The following is a 23,095-nucleotide window of genomic DNA, read 5'->3' as shown; positions in this document are numbered from 1 at the left end:
TGATCGTGCTGAAACTGTCTTCTTGAAGCGACGTTCTTGAACGGTTGTCCTCATTGGTCTACAATACGCGAGGTGTTTGTAAAAACCCTGCGGTCCGGGGATCCTCGCCGGAGGGGCCTGCAGACGCCTCGGATCATCACAATTCCAGTTTCCATGAAGGAGAGACGGTATGTCTAAAATGAAAGTACGATCGGGAGTTCTTACGGGCAACGAACTGCAGGAGGTCTTTGCCTACTGTAAGGAGACCAGGTGCGCCCTCCCTGCGGTAAACGTAATCGGTTCTTCCACGATCAACGCGGCCATGTACGCGGCAAAGCAGGCCAATAGTCCCATCATCATCCAGTTTTCCAACGGCGGTGCGGTCTTTAACGCCGGAAAATATCTGGACAACACCAACCAGCGGGCGGCTGTGGCAGGAGCTGTGGCGGGGGCACACCATATCCGGATGCTCTCCAAGCTCTACGGGGTTCCCGTAATCCTCCACACCGATCACTGCGCACGGAAGCTCCTTCCCTGGGTGGACGGTATGCTCGAGGCGGGCGAAGAGTACTTCAAGTCCACGGGAGAGCCCCTGTACAGCTCCCACATGCTGGACCTCTCGGAAGAGGATCTGGATGCGAACATCAAGACCTGCGCCGAGTACCTGGAGCGCATGGCAAAAATCAATATGACCCTGGAGATCGAGCTGGGCGTTACCGGTGGTGAAGAGGACGGCGTGGATAACAGTCACATCGATTCTTCCCGGCTCTACACCCAGCCCGAAGAGGTTCTTCAGGCCTACGATGCCCTGAACCCCCTGGGGAAATTTACCGTGGCTGCCGCTTTTGGAAATACCCACGGGGTATACAAGCCGGGTAACGTGGTCCTCCGTCCCGAGATTCTCAAGCACTCCCAGGCCATGATCCGGCAGGAGCGGGGTCGCAGCGAGGAGAAGCCCCTGGATCTGGTTTTCCACGGCGGGTCCGGTTCGGAACAGGCCAAGATCACCGAGGCGATCGAGTACGGTGTGGTGAAGATGAACATCGACACCGATACGCAGTGGGCCTTCACGCGTCCGATCAGGGAGTACATGGATGAACACCACGACTACCTGATGGCCCAGATCGGAAACCCCGAGGGCGAGGACAAGCCCAACAAGAAGTACATCGATCCCCGGGCCTGGATGGTGGCGGGCGAGAAGGGCTTTGCCGAGCGCCTGGTTCAGGCCTTCCGGGACCTGAACGCCTTCGACCAGTTCGACCTTGGCTGATCGGGTCGGCCCGTGATATCTTTCGGTGCAGCGCGGGGAGAACACTCCCTGCGCTGGTATCCGCTGGATACTACGGCGATCATCTTTCCTCCCGCCCTCTCTGCCCGCTTTACTACGGTATTCAGAATCTCGGCGCGCCTGAAGGAGCCCGTGGATCTCCCTGTGCTGGAGCGGGTAACGGCCGAGCTTTACCGTCGTGCGCCCTATTTCTGTGTACGCCTCCGGCAGGGGTTCTTCTGGTACTATCTGGAGGAGTGCCCTCCCTCGGGGGTGTTGCGGGACGACGGCTTCCCCTGTATGGACTTGCCCCGTCGCGGCAGTGCCCGGCCACTTCTGGTGATTCGGGCCCGGGGGAACCGGGTGGCGCTGGAGGTCTCCCACGTTCTCACCGATGGAAGGGGCGCGCTCCTCTTCCTGCGAACCCTGCTGGAGATGTATACCGCTCTGGGTCGCGGTGATTCTCCCGGAGAAGTTGCGGATATTCTGCGGCCCGGCGAGCCCGAATCGTGGGAAACCCGCTACGCCAGCAGGCTCTTTTATCGGCCCGGACAGCCCCTGCCTCCATCCTATGCTCCGGCCTGGCACGTGCCCGGCCCCCTGCTCGGGCAGGGGCGGTATCACGTGACCACCGGAAGGTATCCCCTGGAGCCGCTTCGGGAGAGGGCCCGGGCCATGGGCGTTTCCATGACCGACCTCTTTCTGGCTCTCTTTATCTACGCGCTCCAGCTCTGTTACCGCCAGGAACCGCGACCGCGCCGGCACCGGCGTCCCCTGCGGATTCTTGTTCCCGTGGATATGAGGCCCGGCACGGGGCTGCAAACCATGCGGAACTTTTTTGTCTACGCCATGGTCGAACTCGATCAGCGGCTGGGAATCTATCAGCTCGACGAGATCGCCCGCAACGTTCATCACCAGCTCCGGGCACAACTGGATCCCCGCAGTTTGCGAAAACAGGTGGCGCGGAACGTGGCGGCCCGGAGAAACTGGTTCAACCGGTCAATCCCGGTGTTCCTGAAAGATCTGATTCTTCGCGGGGTCTATCGATTTCAGGGCGAGGCCGTCAATACGGCGAGTTTCTCGAATCTGGGCGAGGTTTCCCTCTCCCGGGAGGGTGGGGACCGGGTGCTGGATCTGGATTTCATCGCGCCCCCCTCGGCGGTGACGGGGCCGAACATGACCCTGGTTTCCTTTCGGGGGACCGTCTCGGTGAGTTTCGGGAGTCTTCGCCGTGATCCCCGGGTGGAGAAGATCTTTTTTCAGACTCTGGCATCTCTGGGCATTCAGGGGGACCTCGTGACAAACTGGTCCGCTCCGGCAGAGGAAATCAGGAGGTAGCGCAGAATGTTCTGTACACATTGCGGGGTCAGGCTCGAACCCCATCGGGAGATCTGTCCGCTCTGCGGCGGCGGAGAGCAACAGAAACGGCCTCCCGAGCTGGCGGAGTACCCCGAAGCTCCCCGTATCGGCGAGGTTCCCTCGGATCGCAGGATCGTTTTCCGGTTTATCACGCTTCTTCTGGCCACGGTGGGGGTGATCGTTCTGGCGATCGACGGTGTTACGGGAACGGGCCTCTCCTGGTCACCTCTGGTGGTATACAGTCTGGCCACGGCCTGGGTTTTTCTGGCGCTTCCCTTTACGGGGATTCATCCCTGGGGGGCCTATCTGCTCGATGTTTCGGCCGTGGCGGCGCTCCTCTACGGGATCGCCCGCGCCACGGGAGGGGTCCGGAGCTGGTATCCCGATGTGGCCCTGCCCATTCTCGCCGTGAGCAGCCTGGTGATCGCCGCCTCGGTGGTGGTTGCAAGCCGTGTCCGGGGAGGTGTTCGACTCGCCGTTTCCCTGGCCATGTCCGGGCTGGTGTGCGTGGGGGTCGACCTGGTGATCAGAAATTACCGGGGACAGCCTCTGTACCCGGGGTGGTCCGGGCTGGTCCTTCTCACGGCGCTTCCGGCGGCGCTCTTTTTCCTGATTTTTCACGTCACGGTCTTGCGGTACGTCGATCTGCGGCGGCGCCTGCACCTCTAGGTCCGGACCGGGAAGAGTGTTCCTCCNGGTGGGATGTGGGGAGCCAGNGCGCGCAGGACGGGGGTGTCCCCGCCCTCTCCCGGAGGGCATACCAGAAAGAAGGCTCCTCCGCCACCGGCCCCGCTGAGCTTTCCCCCCAGGGCTCCCGCCCGGCGTCCCTCCCGAAGCAGGTGATCCAGCTCGGGTGTCGAGAGATCCAGGCTCCGCAGGGCCTCCTGGGCCTCCTCTGCTGCCTGTCCCCAGGCTTCGGGGGGGAGGGGTGAGCCCTTGGTGAGGACCCTCTGTGCGATCTCTCCCAGGTTGTGCAGGAGTGCATCGGTCTCGGTGGGGCTGGTCCGGCGTCGCTCCGCCACGGCGGCGATCAGCTCGGCTGTCTTCCTGCGGCGGGGGATGGAGCCTGCCACCAGGTTCAGCCGTGGTACTGCCAGGGGTTCTGCCCGGGGCAGTTCTGCTTCCGGGGAGAAGAAGAAGGCCCGGGGGCTTTCCAGGGTGCTCAGGCCCGTGTCGATCCCGCTGGGGGTGCCGTGGAAGAACCGTTCCAGCTCGTGGGCTATGTGCCAGACCTGGCGGGGCGGTGCCGGTTCCTGCTCTGCCTCCCGGGCCCAGCCCGTTCCCAGGCGCGCCAGGGCTGTGCAGAGGGCGGCACTGGAGCCAAAACCGCTCCCCAGAGGGAGCCGTGCCTGGAGTTCCAGCGTCCCCGGCGGGAGCCCTCCCGTGGCACCCAGGCGGGGCAGCGCTCGGGACAGGACCTCCTGGAGATGAGGGAAAAAGCCTTCCACACCCGGGGGGAGGGGGATCTCTCGGGTATCGTGGGCGGTATCCCCGGTCTGGAGAGGGGTCCCGGGAAGCGCGCCCGTGAAGATCCGGAAGGTCCAGTCCGAACCGGGGCGGTAGGTAAGGCGGACTCCCCGGTCCAGGGGAATCCCCAGGGCAGGAAATCCGTAGACCGCTGCGTGTTCCCCAAAGAGGAGGAGTTTTCCCGGGGTTTCCAGGGTTATCTCTCGCACGAAACCTCCTCCCGGATCAGCCCCCGGGGTTCCACCGTCAGGGGGACCATCTCCCGGGGACAGGCCCCGGGGAGGGCCTCCCGGCGGGGACCTCCCGGGGAAGCATCTCCGCCCGAAGCGGCTGCGACAAAGAGAATGATCTGCTCGTCTCCGGCCCCGCTGGTCTTGGCCCGCCAGAGATCGTCGGCCCCGGCGAGGGGCGCCACAGCGGGGACCCCGATCCGTTCCCCCAGTTGCTGCGAGAGCTCCCTGGCCTCGGCCAGGGCAGAGAAGAGGGTTTCCCGCGATTCTGCGCGGCCCAGACTCCCCACGATCGNGTTATTCCGTTCCAGAAACCGCTCTGCCTCGACAGAACCCCGAGGGAANGCCCTGGNGAAGGCCTCCACGGCGGGGCCACTCTTCACGGGGGACCCCGAAGCCGAGGAGAAGAGGGATATCCCCCCGGCTTCCCAGCGGGTATGGAGATCCAGGGAGGTCCAGCCGGGAGGATCGCCTCCCCTGAAGCGAATGGTGCCTCCTGTGATAGAGCAGGCCAGGTCGTAGCCGCTGCCACGCCCCCCCTGGAGCACCCGGTGCGCCCTGTGGGCGATCCGGAAGAGCAGGGGGATCTCTTTCAGCGGGTTCAGGCCGATCAGGTGAAGCAGGGCTGCCACGAGCAGAACCGTTGCGGCGGCGCTGGAGCCCAGCCCCTGTTTGACCCCTCCCCGGGCAGAAAAGAAGCAACTCGTGTCCACCGTGACGGTCCGATTTTTTTTCCTGGCCGATCAGGTGAAGCAGGGCTGCCACGAGCAGAACCGTTGCGGCGGCACTGGAGCCCAGCCCCTGTTTGACCCCTCCCCGGGCAGAAAAGAAGCAACTCGTGTCCACCGTGACGGTCCGGGGGGGAGAATCGTCCCGGACGGGGCAATCGTCCCGGACAGGGGCTGTCGCCTGTCCCTCCCGNGGAAGCAGTTCCATCAGGGCGGTCAGGACGCACTGGACCACGGGCAGGTGGTCCTGGGGCCAGAGGGCGGTCCCCGCCGAACCCTGGAGCGCACGCACNCGCAGGGGCGGGGTCCCCCGAAGGATATCCCGTCGGAAGGCAGCTGTTTCCCGAGGCCCCCCATCGTCCTGAAAGGAGGCACGGGCCCGGGGTGCAACGGCCAGGGCGATTCCCTCCCCNCCGGGACGGGTCAGGGCGTATTCTCCCGCCAGGAGCAGCGATGCAGGAACACTGTAGGTCACGCCGGGTCTTCTCCGGTGCCGTCTGGGGGGGGATCGATCGTCACGCCCGGACCCACCTCGCTGATGATCGCCGGGGATACCAGGAGGTCCCGGAACTCGTCNGCAACCTGACGGGCGTGGGAGGCATCGGTGATAACCTTCACCTGGGGNCCCGCGTCCATGGTTTCCCACACGGGGAGCCCCATGCGGCGGAGTTCCTCCAGCCCCCGGATGATATCGAGGGACTGGGGCAGCCAGTAGAGGATCGGCGGGTTCGCCCCGAACATGGTGCTGAACATCCGCAGGTAGCTCAGGCGGGCCGCCTCACCCAGCCGCTCCAGATCCCGTCGGGAGATCGCCTCCCGGGTCTCCCGGGCCAGGGAGGGCGCGTCGGCAACCCAGGCCTCGTAAAAGGGAGAGGTATCCCTGGTCCGGTTCATGGCATCCCGCGAGGAAAGGGGCTTCTCGGCGGTGCTCACGGGCAGAACCACCACCCGCAGATCGGGCCACCAGGTNTCGGGGTAGAGCTGCTCCGCTGCGGGGGCTCCCGCAGCCCACTGGGTAAAACCGCCGTAGACGCTCCGGCACGCCGAGCCGGAGCCGATCCGCGCCAGCCGGGATATCTCCTCGGAGGGGCGCGCNCCCAGGGTAGCCGTGAGGGCGCTGGCAGCCAGGGCTGCAAACCCCGCAGCGGAACTGGCAAGCCCCGCAGCGGTGGGAAAATCATTGTCCGAGCGGACCGAAAAGTACAGATCCTGCGCCCTCGGGCCTCCCGTGCCTCCCTGCCCGGGATCGGTGACCCCGTCGGGGCGGGCCCGGGCGATTGCCTCCCGCACCGCGTCGAAGAAGGGCCTGAACCGCCGGGGGTCCTGGGTCACCCCGTTGAGGATNACCTGGTCCCGGAGGGGCTGGTCGCCACCATCCCCGCAGTCTACGGTGAGGGTGGTCCGGGCGGCGATGGCTCCCAGGGTTATGGCCACGCTGGGAGTAGCCGCCGTGTTGATCGCCCCCGGTTGTTTCCCCCANTATTTTGCCACGGCCAGGGAGGGATGCGCCGTGGCGGTAATCGTCCCGGGAAGGGGGCGGGCGTGAGGGGGCTGGTCATGACGCATGGTNGTCTCCCGGGGTCCTGCCGGGACCGGGCGAGGCGGTGCCCCGGTTCTGATNGTCGGNCCGCAGGGTCTGAAGGAGCCGGTGGGCCGCATCGAGGTTGAACACGCCCTGTTTCCAGAGGTCCTCGGCGAGGAGCGGGATCTCTTCGTGACGGGCGCCGCTTGCCCAGGCCAGACGCCGGGCGTGCTGGCGCATGTGGCCCTTCTGGATCCCCTCGCTGACCAGGGCCATCAGGGCCGCCAGGTTCTGGGCAAGACCCAGGGCAACGGCAATTCGTCCCAGACGGCTGGCAGAGCGCTCCATCGAGGGGTCCATAAAGAGGATCTTGAGCGAGAGACTGCTCACGGGATGCAGGCCCGTGGCCCCCCCCACTGTTCCCAGGGCGAGGGGCAGTTCCAGCTCTCCCTCCAGGTGGTCTCCGGAGATCCGGTATTCCGTGAGGGCCCGATAGGCGCCGCTTCGGGACGCGTAGGCGTGGGCCGCAGCCTCCACGGCCCGGGTGTCGTTTCCTGTAGCCGTTGCCAGGGCGCTGATGCCGTTCATGATTCCCTTGTTGTGGGTCACGGCTCGCAGCCGGTCGGCCCGGGCAAACTGGTTTGCCCGGACAATNCGCTCTCCCATGAGGGGGCCGTCGAAGGGAGACCGGGCCAGGTGGCGCAGGGGGATCGAGAAGGAGGCCCGGGCCCGGCGCCGGGGCGCGGCGTTGGTGAGAATCGCCATGAGCACCGAGCCGCCGCTCAACCGTTCCAGGGGAGCCCGCAACGCCTCGGCGGCCGTGTTAATGATGTTCGCTCCCATGGCGTCGCAGGTATCCACGTGAAGGTAGACCACCAGCATATCTTCCTCGGGAAGACGGGATACCTCGATCCCCCGGTAGCCCCCGCCCCGCTGCGTCATGGGGGCCAGAATTCCCTGGAGGGTCTTGTGAAGCTCCCGCTCGGCTCCTGAGATAGCCTCCTCCGCCCCTGGCAGGGGCTGGTCCAGGGCGATCTGGGCGGTCATGACCTGGCCCGTTCCGGTGGTGGTGAACCCGCCGCCCCGTCTGGCNATCAGCTGCCCCGCAAAGGAGGCCGCGGCGATCACCGAAGGCTCCTCCACGGCCAGGGGGATGTTAACGATATGGTCGTCGACAAGAAATCCCGGGGCCACTCCCAGGGGCACGGGCATAACGCCCAAGGCGGATTCCACCATCACGTCTGCCAGGTCCAGCAAGTCTCCCCCCGAGGACTCCATCTCCCCGGGGTCGAGTTCCAGAAGGTGCCTCAGGAGCTCGCGTTTTCGCCGCACCGGCAGCTTCCGGAAGTTCCGGGGCAGGGNGGGAGAGACCGTCTGAAAGGTCCGGGAGAAAAAATCATCCTGTCTATCGTCAATTCTGTCAGCCATGAGATACCTGCTCTTTAATCTTTATTCTGGGGGGTCGGGCCGGTCTTTTTCCAGCGAATCGGCCCGGTTATCACCGGAATCGGATCGGTTATCACCGGAATCGGCCCGGAGCGACGCCGCATCCCGCAGGAGCGCCTCGCCCATCAGGAGGGGAACCCGGCGCAACTCCGCTACCCCGGTGCATCCCGTGAGCACCAGGGCGTTCCTGATNACCCGGGCCAGCTCCTCTCCCAGGGCCAGCGCCCGGGGAATCCCTCCCCGGGAGAGCTCGCGGACAAAGGGCAGCGCCATTCCCGCGGCCTCGGCACCCAGGGCAAGGGAGGTTACCACTTCCAGGCCCGTGCGGATACCTCCCGAGGCCAGGATTCCCCGCCGGTTCCTGCCCAGGGCTGCCAGGGCGAGTCCCGTGGGAATGCCCCAGGTGTCGAACTCGCCAGCCACAGGCTGATCCAGGGGGTCATCGCTGCGGAAGGACTCCACCCGAACCCAGTTGGTGCCCCCTGCCCCGGCCAGGTCCACGTAGGAGGCTCCGGCAGCAAAGAGCTGGTTCACCTCCCGGGGAGCTATACCGAACCCCGTCTCTTTCACCATGACCGGTACGGGAGATCTTTCGATGAACCGGGAGATCGCCTCCAGGACACCCCGGAAGTCCCGNTCCCCCTCGGGCTGGAAGAGCTCCTGCCCGGGGTTGAGGTGGATGGCGATGCCGTCTGCCTGGAGCGTTTCCAGGAGCCGGTACAGCGAATCGTGGGATGTGCGGGGCAACTGGACCCCCCCGATATTGGCAAAGACCGGCACCGAGGGGGCGAACCGCTTCAGACGGAAATCGTCTATCACCTGGGGCTTTCGCAGAAGGATGCGGATGGACCCCATCCCCACGGGAATACCCAGTTCCGATGCCAGGGTGGCCAGATCCTTGTTCATCTGGTAGGCCTGGCGCGAGCCACCGGTCATGGAAGAGATGAAAATCGGCAGTCGGCAGGGAATCCCCAAAAAGGACATTCCCGTATCGACCCGGGAGGCATCGACCTCGGGGAGGGCCCGGTGGATCAGCCGGACCTCGTCGAGGCGGGTGCTGCTGGTCTCCACGCCGAACCGCTCCTGGTCCAGGCATATCTCCAGGTGCTGCGCCTTGCGCCGGGCCAGCCCGCCNTCCTCGGTGGAACTCAGGGAGCTGTGCATTCGTAGATCCGGTACTGGTCGTCCCTGATCTCCTTGAGGTAGTACCGTCCCGGAGGTATCGGGGCGGCCTGGGCCTGCTCTTCCGGGGGGACTTCACCCACAAAGGACTGGTATTCGGCGAAACTGGCGGGACGAGCCTCCTGGAGGACCCGCTCCATGTCCCAGGTGGCCAGGACCCGGGGCGCCTCGGGGGCCACGGTGAGGGAAAAGACCGACATGGTGTTCCCCGACCCGTAGGAGGCCAGAAGAATTTTCCTGCCCACCAGGGCATCGCCCTCTTCCCGGTGACGTTCGGCGAGGGTGAACATCAGGGAGACGAAGGCCGAGGCAGAGTAGGTGTTGCCGATATGGCGGATCGCCTCGATCCCCGACTGAAAGTGCCGCTCCNGGAGGAACTCTTTTGTCTCGGCCGGGCTCGTCCCCAGGTGTCGCTCCACCAGGCGGGACATCCCCATGAGGGCCATTTTATGGAAAGGCACGTGTACCACAAAAAGGTCCGTCTCTTTCAGGGTTTGGGCGGGATCGGTTCCGGCTCTGGCGCAGTGGTCCAGAAAAGCCGTTTCCAGGGCCTCGTTGTAGCAGTCCACGGAGTAGCGCCCCTTCACCCGGGCCGTGACGGACCCCAGGGGACGGAAAAAATCATCCACATCGCTCGAGGAGAACCCCGTGGAGGCCAGATTCAGCTCCAGCAGGCGGGGGTTTTCCTCCACCAGCATGGCCACGGCACCCGCTCCCTGGGTGATCTCTGCCGTGGAAGGGGTCTCNTAGCGGGCAATATCGGTGCACATCACCAGCCCCCGATCCCCCGGGCGCCCCGTTGTCCCGAGAAGGGAGGCCACGCTCATCAATGCCAGGGTTCCGCCGGCGCAGGCGTGCTGAACCTGNAAGGTCGAGAGGGTCTGGGGCAGATCCAGACCGTTTCGCTGGAGCGCGCCCTGAACGTAGGCGGAGATCGGCTTGGACATATCCACCGATGTCTCCGTTCCCGTGACGAGAAACCGCAGCGACCGGGCCCGGTCCTGTTCCGTCGTGCCCCGGCGCAGGAGCTCGTCCGCAGCCTGGGCAGCCAGGGTAACGGGGTCTTCCCAGGGAGCGGGAAAGCGCATCGATACCTGGTTTGTCGATTCGATGGCCAGGCGCAACCGCCGCTCGAAGCGGGGATCCGCAGCGGCGCGGGTCGTAAGGAGCGTAGAGAGATCTATCTTCGGGGTCGGCACAAAGAGGGCCATATCGCTGATTCCCACCGGTTTTCCAGTCATTCGATGTCCTTTCTCGGTCGCTTGCTTCCTGGTCAGTTCGCCTCTTGGCTGCCAGCCCGGCTTNGCGGGGCCTCCTCAAATATACCGATCCCCGTCTGGCGGTTCAACGGCCGGAAAGGGCCTCGACCAGCGCCTTCCCGTAGTGGGGAAGATCGGGAGGGCGTCGGCTGGAGACAAGATTTCCCTCTACCACCACCGGTTTGTCAACCCAGATCGCCCCGGCGTTGGTCATATCGTCGCGAATACCGGGGGTGCTCGTGACGGTTCGCCCCTGAAGGATCCCCGCCGAGGCCAGAACCCACCCGGCGTGGCAGATCTGGCCGATGATCTTTCCCGAATCATTCATGGCACGCACCAGATCCAGTACAGCGGGAAACCGGCGGAGCTTGTCCGGTGCCCACCCCCCGGGAACGAGGAGCATATCGTAATCGTCGGCCGAGACCTCTTCAAAACTGTGGGTGCTCTCGGCGGGGACGCCGTACTTCCCCCGCCAGGTCTCGCGGGGCCGCTCTCCCAGAATATGCACGGTATGGCCCGCCTCCTGCAGGCGCAGGGTGGGGTACCAGAACTCCAGGTCCTCGAAATCGTGGTGAATCAGACTTGCAACTACCATGAAACACTCCTCGCTTNCTTTTNTCCGGCCATNGGCGTATCCAGCCTGGCAGTTTATGCCTGTGCCGGTTCATTCGGTGCCGGTTTATCCGGTTGNCGGTCTCTACCGTACCATGGAGTCGGCATCTCCTGAAAAAAAGATACAAAAAAAGAGGCCCTGCGGGTTCCTGCCACAGAGAATAATCCGGCAATAACTTGCCCCGGCTCCGTAAATTTGCAACCATGAGGGGCTATGAATCTCTTTTCTGAAACAGGCGGTGCGGGGGCCGCGTCGTGAGGTACGCCGCGCTGGTCTCGGGCGGTGTGGACAGCGCCGTGGCGCTTCATCAGGTAGCGCGTCAGGCTCCGGGGCAGGTCCGGGCCTATTATCTGAAAATCTGGCTCGAGGAGGAGCTCTCCTTTCTGGGCTCCTGCCCCTGGGAAGAAGACCTGCACCACGCCCGGGCGGTCTGCGCCTCGGCGGGGGTTCCCCTGGAGGTAGTACCCTTGCAGGAGGAGTACTACCAGCGGGTGGTAAGCTATACCCTGGATGAGCTTCGGGCAGGGCGGACCCCCTCGCCGGACATATTCTGTAACCAGCGGATCAAGTTCGGGGCCTTTTTTGACGCCCTTCGGGGAGAGGCCGATCGTATCGTTACGGGCCACTACGCCCGGGTATCCCGCGATGAAGGAGGCGGGCCAGCCCGTCTGGCCATGGCGCCGGATCCCGTGAAAGACCAGACCTATTTTCTCTCCCATCTTTCCCAGGAACAACTCTCCCGGGCCGAGTTCCCTCTGGGAACGCTCACAAAGGCCCAGGTTCGCGAGCGGGCTGCAGAACTGAACCTCTCCAACCGGGACCGGCCCGACAGCCAGGGCATCTGTTTTCTTGGAAAAATACGGTACAGCGATTTTGTCCGTCACTACCTGGGTGAGCAGGAGGGCCCCATTGTGGAGCACGAGACGGGGCGGGAACTGGGTCGCCACCGGGGCGCCTGGTTCTTTACCGTGGGTCAGCGCCAGGGGCTGGGCCTCGGCAACGGTCCCTGGTACGTGACGGACCGGAACATCGAGACCAACCTGGTCAGGGTCTCCCACGCCGAACGGGTCCTTCATCAGGCCCGGGAGACCTTCGAGGTGGGCGCCGTGCACGCCCTGGCCGATCCCCCCCGTGGGTGGGTCGGGTCAGGGTCGTTGCAACTGAAACTTCGTCACGGCCCCGATCTCATTCCCTGCCGGCTCGAGCCCTCGGCCCGGGGGTTCAGGGTTACCATGGACCGGGCCGACCGGGGCGTTGCGCCGGGACAATTTGCCGTGTTCTACGATCCACCGGAGTGTCTCGGCTCGGCCATGATTCTGCCCCGGGAGGACCTTCCGTGATTCCCGTGAGTGTGGCCCCCATGCTGGACTGGACCACCCGCCATTACCGGTACTTTGCCCGGCGCCTCACCCTGCGGACCCTCTTGTATACGGAGATGGTCACCTCGGCTGCCGTGATCCACGGGGACCGGGAAGCGCTCCTGGCGTTTCACCCCGACGAGCACCCCCTGAGCCTCCAGCTGGCCGGGGACGATCCCGGGGAACTGGCCCGGGCGGTGGAACTGGCCGAACCTTTTGGATACGACGAGTACAACCTCAACGTGGGCTGTCCCAGTGAGCGCGTCCAGAAGGGAAACTTCGGCGCCTGTCTCATGGCAGACCCTCCCCTGGTGGCCCGCCTTGTCCAGGCGATGCGCTCGGTTACGGAGAAGCCCGTGACGGTAAAGCACCGGATCGGNCTCGAGGAATCTCCCCGGTACGAGGANATGCTCTCCTTCGTGGACACCCTGGCCGAGGCGGGGGTTCAACGGTTTACCGTTCACGCCAGAATCGCGATCCTCCGGGGGCTCTCGCCGAAGCAGAACCGCTCGGTGCCGCCCCTGCGCTANAGCGATGTCTACCGCCTCAAGCACGATCGTCCCCACCTGGAGATCGAGCTCAACGGTCAGGTGCGATCGCTCCAGGANATACAGGACCACCTGCAGCANCTGGACGCGGTCATGATCGGGCGGGCCGCCTTTGCCACCCCTGCCGTGCTGGCGCAACTGGACGGAGCCATCTTCGGAGACAGACGGCTTCAGGACCGGGGGCTCACCCGGGCGGGGGTGATAGAAGAGATGGTGCCCTACCTGGAGAACCTCTGTTCCCGGGGAGGATCACCCCGCTGGGTCTTTACCCCCCTGCTGGGGCTCTTTGCCGGGTGCCCCGGGGCGCGGGGCTGGAAACGGGGGCTCAGTGGTGCCCTGCCGGACCTTCCTCCGGAAAAAATCCTCCGGAACGCCCTGGCGGCGGTGCCCGAGGATATTCAAAAAGAACCTCTTGCCTGATACAGATGGTCGTACTACACTAGCAACTGTGAAAATTCGATCACAAATAAACATTATCGTTATTTCTCTCCTGGTCGCCTTTGCTCTGGTGGCGGGGGGGATTCTGGTGGCCTACCGGATCGTCAACCAGATTGATGATTTCAACCTCCAAACGAACATCGTGCTCCGCCACGTCTACCGGCTCACCGATATCAACAAGGAGCTGCTGGTCTCGGAGCGCACCGTGGACCGCATGGTGGATCAGTGGGACAGCCGGTTCCAGCAGTTCGACCAGGCCCTGGCGGAGCTGGGTGATCATCCGGCGCTTGCCTATGTGCCCCAGACTCTGGCGGACTCCCTGGAACGGACCCAGTTTGTCTGGGCGGGCTCGCGGGAGCGCTTTGCCGGGGCCCGGAATCAGCTTCAGGAGATCCTCGACGACGAGACGATTCCCATGTTCCGCAAGCGGGGGCTGCTTCTTCTGAACCAGTACCTGATGGAGGACGGCTCCTACCCCTTTATCCAGTTCCAGTTGAGCCGCCTCATCTCGGAACTCCGATCCTTCGACCTGGCCGCGAGGGATCTGGTGGAGGGCAACCTCCTGAACGTCGCCGGAGCGGTGGAGCGCCAGGCCGACGCGATCAGGCTGATCATCCATCGGGCGATCGCGATCCTCGCCACGGTGGTTACCATCGTCTCGGTGGTGGCAGTCTATTATTTTACCCGGGGAATCACCCGGCGGGTCTACGCCCTGGAGACGGCCATGAGCCGGGTTGCCACCCGGGACGTCACGGTCCGCTCGACCCTCGCGGGGAACGACGAGCTCTCGCGTCTGGGGGGCAACCTGAACCAGACCCTGGAGGTGATCGAGGAGTTTATCGTCTCCGTTCGTGATGCCGTGGACGCCACGGAGGAACTCACCAACGGGCTCGCCGCGGGGTCTTCCCAGAGCGCCTCGGCGCTCCACGAGATCAGCCAGAACATCGCCAGCCTGACGGCCCAGTTCCGGAACCTCGATTCGGGTATCGACAACAGCACCACGGCGGTTACCGACATAGACCAGCGGATCCAGTCTCTGCGCGAGAGCATCCAGCGCCAGGCCGAGAGTGTCCAGCGCAGCAGCACCGCCATCGATGTCATGAACGGTTCCATCCAGGACGTGACGCGCCTCTCCCAGGACCGCAAGGAGGCCGCCGAAAAACTGGTGCAGGTTATCCTCCAGGGCGGGGAGAAGATAAACAACACCAAGGATATTATCGGATCGGTCACGGCCGAGATCGACGATATCCTGGAGATCATCGAGATCATCAACGCCGTGGCTGAGCAGACCAACCTCCTCTCCATGAACGCCGCCATCGAGAGCGCCCACGCCGGTGACGCCGGACGGGGTTTCGCCGTGGTGGCCGAGGAGATCCGCAAGCTCGCAGAGAGTACCAGCGATAACGCCTACCAGATCGATTCGCTGCTGAAATCGATCACCGGTAAGATCAGAAACGCCCTGGAGGCCAGCCAGGTCGGCGCCGATACCTTCGACGTGATCAGCAAGGACGTGAACCTCTTTCGCACGGCCCTGGAAGAGATCAGCACCAACATGGTGCAGCTCAGCACGGGGAGCGCCTCCATCGTGGAGACCACCCGGGAGATCGCCGGGATAACCGAGACGGTGAACGACTCGGCCGGGACGATCGCCCAAAACACCCGGGAGATCGCCGCTGTCATGGACCAGGCCGAGACGATGTCAGGGACAATCGCCAACGGGCTCGAGGAGATCGACCACGGGGCCCGGGAGGTGCTGGGCGCTCTCACGGATATCTCCCGGTTGTCCGACGAGAGTCGCGGCCGGACCCAGGTCCTCTCGGAGCTGGTAGAGACCTTCAAGATAGGGTCCCAGGATTCATCCGAAGGCGCTGNGGATTCTCCCGGTGCGGGGGAAGAGAACAGAACGATAGAAAACGGAGCGACCGAGACCGGTGTGGGCCTGATGAAGGCTGGGGAACCGGTCTCCTCCCGAGAGGCGTGACATGGCCGGTTGTACCGACGATATCAATCAGGAGCGGCACGCCTTCTGGCGTGCCCGGGAGGAGGAGCTGGGGAGTCCCGTTCGCTCCTTTGCCTTGGGTCGGTATCTCTCGGGGCGGGAGGTTGCCGGGCCCCTCTGGGGGTTGCTCTACCTCACGGAAGAACGGTTTTTCTTTCACCATTTTCCCCAGCAAAACTGGATTTCTGCCCTCGGAGGGGGGGGGGCGGGCAGGGGTGGTTCCCCTTCATCGCAGGAGGTGGTGATCGAGGTTCCTCTCTCGGAGGAGCTTGTGCTGGATCGCGGGGACACCCCGGGGCCACTTGCCCGTCTTCTCGGTTCCCGGGGGAATCCCTCCTGCCTCACGGACCCCACGGGCCGGGACCGTCCCTTTGTCTTTTCGGTGGAGCAGGAGGGTTCGTCTCTGCTCGATGATCTCGCCGCCACCCTTGGCTCGGGGACCCTCGACGGCCCGGGGACCCTCGACGGCCCGGCCCCTTCAGAGGGTCCGGGCGTTCCGGAGTGATCAGGAAAAGAGGAAGAACCGGTGCACCGTCTGGTGCCGGTAGAGTTCTCCCGGTACCAGGGTGATCGGGGGGAACTCGGGGCGGTTGGGCGAATCGGGGAAAAACTGACACTCGAAGCAGATCGCCTCCTGCCCCGAGAGGGTCTCCCCGGATCTCCCCCGTTCGTCTGTCAGGTTGTTCCCCGAATAGACGTGCACCGCCGGGTAGGTGGTGGATACCTCCATGGCCCGGCCCGTTGCAGGATCGCGCAGTACCGCCGCGTTCCGCAGGAGGGGGGCTCCCGGTTCCCATCCCCGTACCGCCAGGGAGTGATCGTAGCCCCCTANCCCCTGGGCGCTCAGCTCTTCCAGGCCCTGCCTGATCAGCCGGGGGCTGTTCAGATCGAAGGGCGTCCCCTCGACGGGCACGAGCCTGCCCGTGGGCACGAAGTCCCGGTCGACCTCCATAACCGCATCGGCCATCACCTGCACCTCCTGGTCCAGAATGGTAGCCTCCCCGGAGAGGTTCCAGTAGCAGTGGTTTGTCATGTTCACCACCGTGGGCGCGTCGGTCCGGGCCTCAAAGTCCAGGACAAGACGGTTGTCTCCGGTGAGCGTCACGGCGTGGCAGACCTCCAGGTTCCCCGGGTACCCCTCCTCACCGGAAGGGCTGAGGCGGCGAAAACGGACCGTGCTCCGGGACTCCTCCTGAACCGTCTCGGCCTCGTAGAGGTGCTTGTCAAATCCCTGGANGCCCCCGTGGAGGTGGATATCCCCGAGATTGGCAGCCAGGGTGTGGCGGACNCCNCCCAGGGAGAACCCTCCCGAGGAGATCCGGTTGCACACCCGCCCGACCAGGGCCCCGTAGTAGGGGTGNCCCTCCAGGTATTCCTCCAGGGTGTTGCGGGCCAGGGTGACCTCTGCGCTCCGGCCCGATCNGTCGGGGGCGGTCACNCTGGTTATCAGGGCGCCCCAGGAGGAGACGGAGACGCTCATGCCCGAGTCGTTGCGAAGCGTAAAAAGAGAGACCGCCCTCCCGTCGGGAAGGCGGCCAAAATCACTCTCGGTGACTGATACATTCATCGAGAGAACCTCACACGGGGGGACGGGCCACGTAGTCGTCGGCCTTGAGGAGCATTTTTACGTACTGGGCCCGCCGGTAGGTCCACTGGTCGGGAGTCTTTTTCACGCTGAGCTTGCCCCGGAAATCATCGATCGAGGAATAGCCCTTGCGGTCCATCCAGGCGGAGATCTCTCCCAGGACGCTCTCGATAACGGTGATGCGGTTCTTGTAGAGGGTGCTCACAGCCTGGAAGACATCGGCTCCGGCGAGCAGAACCTCCAGGGCGTCTTCACCGGTATGGATGCCGTTGGAGGCGCAGATAGATCCCTGGACCTCTCCGTGGAGGAGCCCGGCAAAGCGCAGGGCCAGGCGGTGGTCGCTGGAGGAACTCAGGTTGAAGGGATATTTCCCCGTTTCTTTCTCGATATTGAAGCTGGGGTGAAAGAGGCGGTTAAAGAGAACGAAGCCGTCCACACCGGCCGTGTCCATGCGGTGGATAAGCTCCAGGGGACTGGTGTAGAAGGGGCTCAGCTTTACCGACACGGGAATCTGAACCTTCGCCTTTACCTGGCGGAGGGTATCGAGTTGCTCGTCTTCTATGGAAGCGGCGCTCCGTGAGGGATCCAGAGGAATGGCAAAGAGGTTCAGCTCCAGGGCATCCACGCCGGTCTCGGCCAGTTTGACCGCCCATTCCGCCCAGGTCTCGGGATTTACGCAGTTGAGACTTCCAATCACGGGAATATCCACGGCCTCTTTTGCCTTCCGGACCCACATGAGGTGTTCATCGGGGCCACTGTGCTTTATGTCGGGGAAAAGATCCTGAATCTCGGCGTCCAGGTTGTCGTTTATGGTCAGTTCTTCCTCGAGGCGGGCCTTCTGGAGCTGGATCTGCTCCTCGAAAAGGGACTGAATGACCAGTGCCCCCGCTCCGGCGTCGGCGATTCGCTTGATTGAGTCCATGTGTGCGGTCATGCTGCAGGCACCCGCGATAAAGGGGTTCTTCAGGGGTAACCCCATGTAGGTAGATTTCAGATTTGCCATACCCTTGCTCCTTCGCATCGTTTCGTTTATGCGGAAAACCGCTTTACCTAGTGTAGTTCCCGGGGGTAACAACGTCAACGAGAATCATTCCGAGGATTCTCTCTTTTTCCGGCACGACCCGGACTGGTAAGAGGGAGTTTTTACAGGGTATGGTTAGGCCATGGCGAATCACTCAAACTCCAGCAGTACCGATTTCAGCAGTGCCCACGGGCAGGGCCCCGTCTCGTTCGACACCGTTTCCTTCTCCTACGCTCCCGATCAGGAGCCGGTCTTGTCCGGACTGACCCTGACCATGCCCCGGGGGCTCACCTTTCTGGTAGGGCCCAATGGAATCGGCAAAAGCACCCTCATGCTCCTGGGTGCGGCGCGGCTCTTCCCCTCCCAGGGCCAGATCACCCTCCTGGGAGCCTCCACGGAGAACTTCCTGACTGCCCAGTCGGACCCGGAGTGCGAGGAACGACGAAACCGCCTCGCTTCGTTTATCTACCAGAATATGGAGTTCGAGACGGAGAACCCCCTGGGNGATCTTCTTGATGCGGTATCGGCCAACAGTCCCGATCCCGCCTCGGCGGCGTTGCATCGCCAGGAGGTGCTCGAGGCAACCGGGACAGGGGGCTTTCTGGGAGCGCGCATGCAGGAGCTCAGCAAGGGCGAGATGCAGCGGGCGATCATCGCCATGGGGCTCCTCTACGGTGCTCCCGTGCTCATGATGGATGAACCGGTCTTCGCCGTGGAGCCCGAGCGGGCAGAGCGGATCTTTGCCTATCTCCGGGAGTACTGCACCGGGCAGGGAACATCGATCTACGCAAGCGTGCACGATGTCGAACTGGCCCGGAAGTTCGCCCAGGGCGTGGTCCTCTTCCACAGCGATGGTCTGGTAGAAGCGGGAGATCCCCGGGAACTGCTGACCCGGGAGCGCCTGGAGAAGGCCTTCAAGGCCCCCTGGGATACCCTCTACCAGCGCCAGACCCTCTACCGGGATATGCTGAACCGCCTCGAACCCTGATCGGGGAGCTACTGGGCCAGCTTGAAATCGGAGTTGGTGTGAAACACCACCTTGGGGTACTTCTCTATATTGGAGTTCAGTATCCACTCCGATTCGGCCAGGTAGACCGGTTTGTCGTCCTTGTCGTGGACGATATTCCTGTCCCGGAAGCGCAGAAACTCCTCCAGCGCCCGGGCGTCCGGGGAGGTAACCCACCGGGCCCGGCTATAGGGGAGCGGTTCGAACCGGCAGGCCGCGCCGTATTCGTGTTCCAGCCGGTAGGAGATGACCTCGTACTGCAGTTCCCCCACGGTTCCCACGATGAGCTTGTTCTTGCCCTGGGTGAACATCTGGGCCACCCCCTCTTCGGTGAGCTGGCTGATCCCCTTGTGGAACTGTTTCGACCGCATGGGATCGGCGTTGATCACCTCCTTGAAGATGGCCGGTGAGAAGCTGGGAATTCCCTGAAACTCCAGGATCTCCCCCTCGGTGAGGGTGTCTCCGATCTTGAGGTCGCCCCGGTCGTAGAGACCCACCACATCGCCGGGAAAGGCCTGGTCGATGACCTGCTTTTTCTCCGCCATGAAGCTGTAGGGGTTTGTGAACCGCACCTGCTTGCCCTGGCGAACGTGGAGGAACGATTTCGACCGCTCGAAGGTACCCGAGCAAATTCGCAGAAAAGCTATCCGGTCCCGATGGCGGGGGTCCAGATTCGCGTGGATCTTGAAGACAAACCCCGTGAAGGTCGGCTCCCGGGGGTCCACGGTTCTGACGTGGGCCTCCCGGTGCAGGGGCGGCGGCGCGATCTCCACGAAGGTTTCCAGAAGTTCCCGGACGCCGAAGTTGTTCAGGGCGCTGCCGAAGAAGACCGGCGCGAGTCGCCCTGCCAGATACTCTTCCCGGGAGAAGGGGTCGTAGACCCCCTCTATCAGGGCCACGTCATCGCGAAGCCGTTGGGCGTTGCTCCCCGTCTGCTGATCCAGCACGGGGTCGTTCAGATCTTCCACCAGGAGGCGTTCCTCCTCGACCACGGTCTTTCCCGGGCGAAAGAGATGGAGGTTTTTTTCGTGGAGGTTGTAGACCCCGCGAAAATCCTGGCCGGAACTGATGGGCCACGAGAGAGGACGGAGACCGATCCGGAGTTTCTCCTCCAGCTCATCCAGCAGTTCAAAAGGAGGGCGCCCCTCCCGGTCCATCTTGTTGATAAAGATCATCACCGGCGTGTCCCGCATCCGGCAGACCTGCATAAGCCGTTCTGTCTGCTCCTCTACACCTTTTACGCTGTCCACCACCAGGATAACACTGTCCACGGCGGTGAGGGTCCGGTAGGTATCTTCGGAGAAGTCCTTATGGCCCGGGGTATCGAGGATGTTGATCAGCTTTCCCTTGTAGGGGAAAGACATCACCGCTGTGGCAACGGAGATCCCCCGCTGTTTTTCGATCTCCATAAAGTCCGATGCTGCGGTCTGGGTGATCTTGTTCGATTTGACCGCTCCCGCCGTGCGGATCCCCCCCCCGAAGAGGAGGAGCTTTTCCGTGAGAGTGGTCTTTCCCGCATCGGGGTGGCTGATGATCGCAAAGGTTCTTCGTCGTTGTATTTCTTCTGTCTGTTCCATAGGGGTCTTTCCCGGGGATTGTTCTGCGGGCCCGGAGGTCCGGTGCCTGTGCTGTGCTCTGTTGTCTGCCCGCCACGCCGACCGGTCCCGGAGCTTCGGGACCGATTCCCGGGCTAGATGCTCAGAATAAACTGGGCTGTGTAGAAATATATCAAAAGACCGGTGATGTCAACGATCGTTGTCAGGGCGGGGCTGGCGATCACGGCGGGGTCCTTGTTGAAGCGGGCCACAACCAGGGGAAGCATGGCCCCGATCAAGGTCGCCGAGACTACCTGAATCCCCAAAGCAGCGGCGATCGCTACAGCGATCTGGATGAGCAGATAATCTTCGGGGATGGTCGATCCAGCTCCCATGAGCATTACCCTGCCGAAGGCCAGAAGAGCCAGCAGTATCCCCAGGTAGAACCCCACGTGAACCTCCTTGAGGATTACGCGAAAGGCGTCCCGGGGGGTTATCTCGTTCAGCGCCAGGGCCCGAATCACCAGAGAGGCCGACTGGCTTCCGGTGTTTCCTCCCGTGTCTGCCAGCATGGGCATGAAGGCTGCAAAGATGGCAAACTGCAGAAGAAAGCTCTCGAAGTTCTGGACAATGAACCCCGAGGCCAGGCCCAGCACGGCCAGACCCGCTACCCAGAGGGAGCGGTTCCGGAAATGCCCCCAGGCGGAGGTCCTCATATAGACACCGGCCTCGTGACTCCCGCCGATGGCCATGAGCTTTTCCATGTCCTCGGTCTGTTCCTGGGTGATAACGTCGATGGCGTCGTCGTGGGTTATGATTCCCACCAGAGCTTCGCTCTGGTCGATCACGGGGAGCGCCAGAAGATCGTATTTCTGGATCTTCCGGGCCGCCTTCTCCTGGTCGGCATCAACGGCGATGGAGATCACATCCTGGCGCATAATCTCCGAGATCTTGCGGTGCCGGGGTGCCAGGATGAGGTCTTTCAGCGAGACAAAGCCCATGAGCTTCCGCTCCTGGTCCACCACGTAGGCGTAGTAGATCGTCTCCCGGTCGGGTGCGATGGTCCGCAAGTATTCGATCGATTGCTCTGCCGTGAGATCCGGAGGGACCGATGCGTAGTCGGAAGTCATCACGGACCCGGCNGTGCCCTCTTCGTAGGAGGTGAGCCGCCGGATATCCTCCCGTTCGGCCTGGGCCAGGGCGGGCAGGATCGCATCGGTTCGCTCGTCGGGGAGCCGCTTGTAGAGATCGGCCCTGTCATCGGGAGGGAGGTGTGTAAAGAGGCTGATCATCTCGTCCCGGGAGAGAATATCCACCAGTTCGAGCTGCGTTTCCGGGTGGAGATGGCTGAAGACCTCGGCCCGGATTTCCGGAGAGGAGTGGCGCAGGACAAAGCGGGTGTCCTCCGGGGGGAGGGACGCGATATGGTCGGCGATGATCACGGGCTGGGTGCTCGCACAGAACAGGCGAAGGCTTGTCTCGTCACCTGCTGAAAGGAGCTCAGCGATATCCAGGGTTTCCAGCTCTTCTGCTGTCACGGTTCACCTCCAGGAAAGAAAAATAAAAAAGGACCCAANATGAAGAAGCAACCATTACAGATGCTGCGGGCACCAGGAGGTGGGGGGAGATCAGCGCCGGGCTTCTGCCCTTCCAAACCCTCCTGCTGCTCGCAAGCGTCTAGTACTGCCTTCGCTATCGCTCACGGGTTCTCCTCAGGGGGGCGGGGTGGAAATCTGCCAACGACAGGATCACGGGGAAATAATAATACAGACTCCTGCGGTCTGTCACGAGGGGCGGTAAAAAAAGAGGAGCCCGGGTACAGAAAACCGGGGCGCAGAAAACCCGCCACAGAAAACCGGGAAAGAAGGGTGAGGGGTCCCGTGAACCAGGTGCGGATCAGGGACCCCTATGGCGGGTGTACCGTAAAGTATAAACCGNTTTTTGCGCTGGCGCCAGAAAAAAAGGCTTTTCGGGGCTTTCCGCTCTGGTCGTGGCCGGGGGAACCCGGGTAGCTCCGGAACAGAAGGCGTTTGCTGGCGCGCCGCTTCGCGGAAGGGCTACCGCCGGGGGCCCTGAACCGCTATGGCCGGGGGCGGGTCCTTCACGGCGATCACGATATGGGGAAAGGTGAGGGCCTGGGTCACCACCTGGTCAGGACCGGGCGCCTTTTCGGAGATATGAATCGTCAGTTCCCGGGATGTGCGCGAGACCTCTGCCAGCTCGAGCCGATACCCTCCGGAGGTGCGGGTCCCGGCAAAGAAGACGATCGCCGCCTCTTCGGGNAAGCTCANGGAACGGGATATCTCGCGCGTCAGCTCCCGGGAAAATTCGGCCTGCTCCAGATCCNCCCGGGACCGGATAATGTGAATGGCTGCGCGCCGGGCCCCGTCGTTGCCGGTGGAGACCACCCNCTCGGAGGGTGCGTTTTCCTTCTGCCCTCCGGCCGAGGCGGGCCAGGGGAGCACCAGGAGGGCCGCCAGGGCCAGGGCTCCCGAGAGGAGAAGCGGTAGCGTTTTCACTGTTCTGGTATCTTTCATAGGGACAAATATATCA

At 63.4% G+C, this 23,095-nt stretch carries 20 protein-coding genes; 8 read left to right on the top strand and 12 right to left on the bottom strand.

Translation table 11 applies throughout. The features are described 5' to 3' along the window. The first annotated feature begins 169 nt into the window (after positions 1-169). The 3 genes from fbaA to B071_RS0103980 are packed head-to-tail and all read left to right on the top strand — an operon-like array spanning position 170 to position 3,274. Positions 170-1,249 carry a class II fructose-bisphosphate aldolase gene (fbaA, locus tag B071_RS0103990; RefSeq protein ID WP_026244959.1) on the top strand — a complete coding sequence of 360 codons (1,080 nt, stop codon included), beginning with the start codon at positions 170-172 and terminating at the stop codon, positions 1,247-1,249. Positions 1,250-1,261: 12 nt separating this feature from the next. Further along, positions 1,262-2,584, top strand: a complete 1,323-nt coding sequence (locus tag B071_RS0103985; RefSeq protein ID WP_018525814.1) for a hypothetical protein — start codon at positions 1,262-1,264, stop codon at positions 2,582-2,584. 6 nt (positions 2,585-2,590) lie between these two features. Then, a complete protein-coding gene (locus B071_RS0103980; protein ID WP_018525813.1) occupies positions 2,591-3,274 on the top strand; it encodes a DUF6320 domain-containing protein in 684 nt (227 codons plus the stop codon). Here B071_RS0103980 and mvk read toward each other — a convergent pair. From mvk to B071_RS0103945, 7 genes are all read right to left on the bottom strand, one after another. Beyond that, on the bottom strand, positions 3,271-4,281 hold the full coding sequence (mvk, locus tag B071_RS0103975) for a mevalonate kinase (RefSeq protein ID WP_018525812.1): 1,011 nt from the start codon (positions 4,279-4,281) through the stop codon (positions 3,271-3,273). The two genes, B071_RS0103980 and mvk, sit on opposite strands and share 4 nt — an antisense overlap. After that, positions 4,269-5,015, bottom strand: coding sequence for a GHMP family kinase ATP-binding protein (locus B071_RS0103970; protein ID WP_018525811.1), 747 nt, complete (start codon positions 5,013-5,015; stop codon positions 4,269-4,271). Before B071_RS0103970 ends, mvk begins: the two co-directional genes overlap by 13 nt. A gap of 486 nt (positions 5,016-5,501) precedes the next feature. Beyond that, positions 5,502-6,596 (bottom strand): diphosphomevalonate decarboxylase, encoded by a 1,095-nt coding sequence (gene mvaD, locus B071_RS15830; RefSeq protein WP_018525810.1) that lies wholly within the window; start codon positions 6,594-6,596, stop codon positions 5,502-5,504. After that, positions 6,586-7,980 (bottom strand): hydroxymethylglutaryl-CoA reductase, degradative, encoded by a 1,395-nt coding sequence (locus tag B071_RS15825; protein WP_018525809.1) that lies wholly within the window; start codon positions 7,978-7,980, stop codon positions 6,586-6,588. Before B071_RS15825 ends, mvaD begins: the two co-directional genes overlap by 11 nt. Before the next feature lie 21 nt (positions 7,981-8,001). Then, complete coding sequence (gene fni / locus B071_RS15820) at positions 8,002-9,162, bottom strand: type 2 isopentenyl-diphosphate Delta-isomerase (protein WP_018525808.1); 1,161 nt, start codon at positions 9,160-9,162, stop codon at positions 8,002-8,004. Further along, positions 9,147-10,421, bottom strand: a complete 1,275-nt coding sequence (locus B071_RS0103950) for a hydroxymethylglutaryl-CoA synthase family protein (protein ID WP_018525807.1) — start codon at positions 10,419-10,421, stop codon at positions 9,147-9,149. The genes fni and B071_RS0103950 overlap by 16 nt, the downstream gene beginning before the upstream one ends. Positions 10,422-10,524: 103 nt before the next feature. Further along, complete coding sequence (locus B071_RS0103945) at positions 10,525-11,034, bottom strand: type 1 glutamine amidotransferase domain-containing protein (protein WP_018525806.1); 510 nt, start codon at positions 11,032-11,034, stop codon at positions 10,525-10,527. Between the two features lie 272 nt (positions 11,035-11,306). On the opposite strand from B071_RS0103945, the gene mnmA reads away from it, so the two are divergent. From mnmA to B071_RS18205, 4 genes are all read left to right on the top strand, one after another. Beyond that, positions 11,307-12,392, top strand: coding sequence for a tRNA 2-thiouridine(34) synthase MnmA (gene mnmA, locus B071_RS0103940; protein WP_018525805.1), 1,086 nt, complete (start codon positions 11,307-11,309; stop codon positions 12,390-12,392). Further along, entirely contained in the window at positions 12,347-13,378 is a 1,032-nt protein-coding gene (dusA, locus tag B071_RS0103935) for a tRNA dihydrouridine(20/20a) synthase DusA (protein WP_438829552.1), read from the top strand. The genes mnmA and dusA overlap by 46 nt, the downstream gene beginning before the upstream one ends. A 232-nt stretch (positions 13,379-13,610) precedes the next feature. Continuing rightward, entirely contained in the window at positions 13,611-15,377 is a 1,767-nt protein-coding gene (locus tag B071_RS15815; RefSeq protein ID WP_438829558.1) for a methyl-accepting chemotaxis protein, read from the top strand. 1 nt (position 15,378) lies between these two features. Then, positions 15,379-15,900, top strand: coding sequence for a hypothetical protein (locus B071_RS18205; RefSeq protein ID WP_018525802.1), 522 nt, complete (start codon positions 15,379-15,381; stop codon positions 15,898-15,900). Here B071_RS18205 and B071_RS15805 read toward each other — a convergent pair whose 3' ends face one another. Both B071_RS15805 and B071_RS0103915 read right to left on the bottom strand, forming a co-directional pair. After that, positions 15,901-16,962 carry an aldose epimerase family protein gene (locus tag B071_RS15805; protein ID WP_018525801.1) on the bottom strand — a complete coding sequence of 354 codons (1,062 nt, stop codon included), beginning with the start codon at positions 16,960-16,962 and terminating at the stop codon, positions 15,901-15,903. It abuts the gene before it with no gap. A 10-nt stretch (positions 16,963-16,972) separates the two neighbouring features. Beyond that, positions 16,973-17,983, bottom strand: a complete 1,011-nt coding sequence (locus B071_RS0103915) for a dihydroorotate dehydrogenase-like protein (protein ID WP_018525800.1) — start codon at positions 17,981-17,983, stop codon at positions 16,973-16,975. 160 nt (positions 17,984-18,143) lie between these two features. On the opposite strand from B071_RS0103915, the gene B071_RS15800 reads away from it, so the two are divergent. Continuing rightward, entirely contained in the window at positions 18,144-18,989 is an 846-nt protein-coding gene (locus B071_RS15800; protein ID WP_018525799.1) for an ATP-binding cassette domain-containing protein, read from the top strand. A gap of 8 nt (positions 18,990-18,997) precedes the next feature. Here the strand turns inward: B071_RS15800 and B071_RS0103905 are convergent, their stop codons facing one another. The 3 genes from B071_RS0103905 to B071_RS0103895 all read right to left on the bottom strand — a co-directional run bounded on the left by B071_RS0103905 (position 18,998) and on the right by B071_RS0103895 (position 23,079). After that, complete coding sequence (locus tag B071_RS0103905; protein ID WP_018525798.1) at positions 18,998-20,584, bottom strand: peptide chain release factor 3; 1,587 nt, start codon at positions 20,582-20,584, stop codon at positions 18,998-19,000. A gap of 113 nt (positions 20,585-20,697) precedes the next feature. Continuing rightward, a complete protein-coding gene (gene mgtE / locus B071_RS0103900; RefSeq protein WP_018525797.1) occupies positions 20,698-22,080 on the bottom strand; it encodes a magnesium transporter in 1,383 nt (460 codons plus the stop codon). Positions 22,081-22,599: 519 nt separating this feature from the next. Then, positions 22,600-23,079, bottom strand: a complete 480-nt coding sequence (locus tag B071_RS0103895; RefSeq protein ID WP_026244956.1) for a protease complex subunit PrcB family protein — start codon at positions 23,077-23,079, stop codon at positions 22,600-22,602. Between the last annotated feature and the right edge of the window lie 16 nt (positions 23,080-23,095).

The sequence above is a fragment of the Alkalispirochaeta alkalica DSM 8900 genome (assembly GCF_000373545.1).
Lineage (GTDB): Bacteria > Spirochaetota > Spirochaetia > DSM-27196 > Alkalispirochaetaceae > Alkalispirochaeta > Alkalispirochaeta alkalica.
Note: the sequence above shows the minus strand (reverse complement) of the source record. Positions and strands in the feature narration are given on the sequence as shown.

What these genes read in the sequence shown, in the direction of transcription:
- fbaA (WP_026244959.1), top strand. Translation starts at nt 170, where the DNA reads ATGTCTAAAATGAAAGTACGATCGGGAGTTCTTACGGGCAACGAACTG.
- B071_RS0103980 (WP_018525813.1), top strand. Translation starts at nt 2,591, where the DNA reads ATGTTCTGTACACATTGCGGGGTCAGGCTCGAACCCCATCGGGAGATC.
- B071_RS0103945 (WP_018525806.1), bottom strand. Translation starts at nt 11,034, where the DNA reads ATGGTAGTTGCAAGTCTGATTCACCACGATTTCGAGGACCTGGAGTTC.
- B071_RS18205 (WP_018525802.1), top strand. Translation starts at nt 15,379, where the DNA reads ATGGCCGGTTGTACCGACGATATCAATCAGGAGCGGCACGCCTTCTGG.
- B071_RS0103915 (WP_018525800.1), bottom strand. Translation starts at nt 17,983, where the DNA reads ATGGCAAATCTGAAATCTACCTACATGGGGTTACCCCTGAAGAACCCC.
- B071_RS0103905 (WP_018525798.1), bottom strand. Translation starts at nt 20,584, where the DNA reads ATGGAACAGACAGAAGAAATACAACGACGAAGAACCTTTGCGATCATC.